Origin of the sequence: Geminicoccus flavidas, assembly GCF_009806515.1 — a bacterium.
In the GTDB taxonomy this organism is placed as follows: Bacteria; Pseudomonadota; Alphaproteobacteria; order Geminicoccales; family Geminicoccaceae; genus Geminicoccus; species Geminicoccus flavidus.
This window is the reverse complement of the sequence record NZ_WUJP01001066.1, coordinates 1-1083: the sequence shown is the minus strand read 5'-3', so window position 1 is coordinate 1083 and position 1083 is coordinate 1. Positions and strand designations below refer to the sequence as shown.

The window sequence follows — 1083 nt, the reverse complement described above, 5'->3', positions numbered from 1 at the left end:
ACACCGGGTCAGAGAGGCCCGGGCCGGCCAAGGCTAGCGGCGCGCCGCCGTTCCGGCCAGCCCGTGCCCCCTGCCCTCCGGCTGGTGGCGCTCCAGTTTTACAGGCAGGCTGAAGCCGCCTGCAGGCGGCGGACGAGGCGAGGAACGCTGCTCATGAACAAGGACGTCAAGTTCAACCTCTGGTACTGGCTCGCCGCGCTGGCCGGCATCCTGTTCATCCAATACCTTTACACCACGAGCCAGCAGGTCGCGCCGATCCTCTACAGCGAGTTCGAGCAGTATCTCCGCGAGGGCAAAGTCGCCGAGGTCGCGATCTCCGACAATTTCATCCGCGGCGAGTTCAAGGAGCCTCTGCCTAGCGGCCATCGCTACTTCACCACGACCAGGGTGGATCCGGTCTTCGCCGGCGAGCTGCAGCAGCACAACGTCCGCTTCACCGGCCAGATCGAGAGCAACTTCCTGTCGGACCTGTTGTCCTGGGTCCTGCCGGTGCTGCTGTTCTTCGGCCTGTGGATGTACCTGCTCCGGCGGATGGGCGGTGGGATCGGCGGCGGGCTCATGCAGATCGGCAAGAGCCGGGCCAAGGTCTATGTCGAGACCGACACGGGCGTCACCTTCGACGATGTCGCCGGGGTGGACGAGGCCAAGGACGAGCTGAAGGAGATCGTCGCCTTTCTGAAGGATCCGCAGGAATATGGCCGCCTGGGCGGGCGGATGCCCAAGGGCGTGCTGCTGGTGGGTCCGCCCGGCACCGGCAAGACCATGCTGGCCAAGGCGGTGGCCGGCGAGGCCAAGGTGCCGTTCTTCTCGATCTCCGGCTCGGAGTTCGTCGAGATGTTCGTGGGCGTGGGAGCGGCGCGCGTGCGCGACCTGTTCGAGCAGGCGCGGGCCAAGGCGCCGGCGATCATCTTCATCGACGAGCTGGACGCACTGGGTCGGGCGCGCGGGATCGGGCCGTTGGCCGGCGGCCATGACGAGAAGGAGCAGACCCTGAACCAGCTCCTGGTCGAGCTGGACGGGTTCGACAGCCGCAGCGGCCTGGTCCTGCTGGGTGCCACCAACCGGCCGGAGATCCTGGACCCG

The 1083-nt window shown here is 67.1% G+C and carries 1 protein-coding gene; it reads left to right on the top strand.

Annotated elements, in window-relative coordinates; all coding sequences use genetic code 11:
- Positions 1-153: 153 nt before the first annotated feature.
- On the top strand, positions 154-1083 hold a 930-nt coding region (locus EQG76_RS30465), incomplete at its 3' end, for an ATP-dependent metallopeptidase FtsH/Yme1/Tma family protein (protein WP_159718983.1).